Genomic DNA, 2076 nt, shown 5'->3' on the forward strand with positions numbered 1-2076 from the left:
CTCTTTTTATTACCCAAAGGCATTTATACATACGAAGTTGTACTGCCCAACAAAGATGTTTATAAAAAAGGCGAATACAAGTTCGATGAAGAAGTGGTCATCACCATTAAAGATGATTAGAAAAAAAATCCCCTCGTTATAAAACGAGGGGATTTTTTTATTCTATAATTTGTTCCGTAGTCATAAAATTCCGTTGAATCGATTAATTATAAAATCCATTTTTTTATTAAGGTCATCAAATAAAGTATTGGGTGTTTTAATGGTTATTTCAAAACCTGTTTCTTTATTGACTATTGCATCAGCAGTTGGTTGATTAATTATTGTTTGGGTTTCATCCATAAAATAAGACGCCGTGACCTCTAATATAGTAGCCAATTTGGGGATATAATCCATTTTAATGCTTTTACCACGTTCCCAGTTGCCAATTGTTGCCTGAACGACACCTATTTTATAGGCAAGTTCCTCTTGGGATAATTTTCTTTTTTCTTGTAACAATTTCAATGTAATACCTGTTGTCATGGTTTTGTTTTTTTAAATTATTAATAATTTGTTTTTTGTGGTATTTGAAATTTATTAAAGTGAGGTAGCGTATAACGTAGGTATTACAGATTTATTGTATAAAAAGGATGTTTTTTCAAACAACTTTTTAATAATTTCAAACAATAAGTTGTTTGATTTAAACAATTTGTTGTTTGGCAATGGATAACAGTAATGGCAACTTTACAACATCAAAATAATCGCGAAAAGTTTTGTTAAACGAAAAAAATGTATAATTTTAAAAACAATTAAAAATGAAAAAATTAGTTTTTGGCTTGATAGCCACGGTTTTATTTGGAAGTTTGTCATATGGACAAGAGTTTAAAAGTTTGTATGAAAATTATAAAAAATCAACAGAAGTCTTTTACTCTGGATTAAATGATTTTGATAATAATTTGAACGTAGACGTTGATGATTTAAGTGTCTTTAAATCAGAAGAAAGTTTTAAAATATGGTTAAAAGAAAATATTTCAAAGACAAAATTCAAGGATGAAGAAGAAGCCATAAAAAAGTACAATGAACAAATAGGTCTGATGTTAGAAATTCTTAAAAATAATTTGGATTTTCTCAAACAAGTTAAAGAAAATAATAAAGAATTTTTAAATTTATTACAAGAGTCTCCTCTGTACGGAACCCCTCTTAGTTCTATAATAAAACCAAATAATACTGTAGCTTTTGGTTGTATAAACGATTGTATAAATAACGCAGTAAGTTGTGGTAGTGATGCGGATGCAACATATGCGGAGACGTTGGCTGGCGGGTTTGGTGGTGCTGTAGCAATGTGGTTTGGTTCTAGAGCTCATAAAAGAGCTTTGGCATTATGTGCCAGTACACTTACTTCTTGCGCTGATGGTTGTCAATAAATATTAATTATTATATAAAATGAACAAAAAAGATTTTTTTAAAAACTACAGATATGCTATTGGTATTTTCTATTTATTATGGATTGTAGAATGGAAGTACGAAGACTCGATGATTGTTACTACAATAAAGCATATAGGTGTACTGCCGATAATGTTATCATTATTTGTGCTGGGTATAATCATCGATTATTTTCTGAATAAGGAAGAATCTTTCATAAAGACTGAAGCGAATACCTTTAACATCATTACTTTTCTTCTGATTATGTTAATTATTTTGGCAATCCGTTTTAGATTATTTTAATTAAAATAGTTGTGAAAAAGTACATTCTCATTGCAATAGCAACCCTATTGCCAGTAATGTCTTTTGCCCAATCCGACCTCCAAACCGCTCTTAAAGGCGGAGAATTATTGCTAACCGGTTTAAGTGTTTTTAAAACCACCAAAGGAGCTAAGTCGGATAGTAAATTTATAGAAAGTGTTTGCGTCAAAAACAAACTAGTAGACAAAATTACTTTCAGGATTGTGGGTAAAAACGAGGAAGGAGACGAGATTAAAAAAGAACTCGTTATCCAAAAAGACGGTAAAGAATGCCTCTTTTTATTACCCAAAGGCATTTATACATACGAAGTTGTACTGCCCAACAAGGAAATTTATAAAAAAGGCGAATACAAGTTCG

At 30.3% G+C, this 2076-nt stretch carries 3 protein-coding genes; 2 read left to right on the forward strand and 1 reads right to left on the reverse strand.

What is annotated here, in order from left to right:
- Positions 1-180: 180 nt before the first annotated feature.
- Positions 181-519 carry a helix-turn-helix transcriptional regulator gene (locus tag Q0Q96_RS07000; RefSeq protein ID WP_293872592.1) on the reverse strand — a complete coding sequence of 113 codons (339 nt, stop codon included), beginning with the start codon at positions 517-519 and terminating at the stop codon, positions 181-183.
- Positions 520-791: 272 nt separating this feature from the next.
- Here Q0Q96_RS07000 and Q0Q96_RS07005 point away from each other — a divergent pair, with 272 nt between their 5' ends.
- Together Q0Q96_RS07005 and Q0Q96_RS07010 are read left to right on the forward strand one after the other, a co-directional pair.
- Complete coding sequence (locus Q0Q96_RS07005) at positions 792-1400, forward strand: hypothetical protein (protein ID WP_293872594.1); 609 nt, start codon at positions 792-794, stop codon at positions 1398-1400.
- 312 nt (positions 1401-1712) lie between these two features.
- Positions 1713-2076, forward strand: a 364-nt coding sequence (locus Q0Q96_RS07010) for a hypothetical protein (RefSeq protein WP_293872596.1), incomplete at its 3' end; no start/stop codon positions are given.

This window comes from Flavobacterium sp., assembly GCF_025352015.1.
Classification (GTDB): Bacteria; Bacteroidota; Bacteroidia; order Flavobacteriales; family Flavobacteriaceae; genus Flavobacterium.

Coding starts and splice junctions, on each gene's coding strand:
- Q0Q96_RS07000 (WP_293872592.1), bottom strand. CDS start 519: ATGACAACAGGTATTACATTGAAATTGTTACAAGAAAAAAGAAAATTA.
- Q0Q96_RS07005 (WP_293872594.1), top strand. CDS start 792: ATGAAAAAATTAGTTTTTGGCTTGATAGCCACGGTTTTATTTGGAAGT.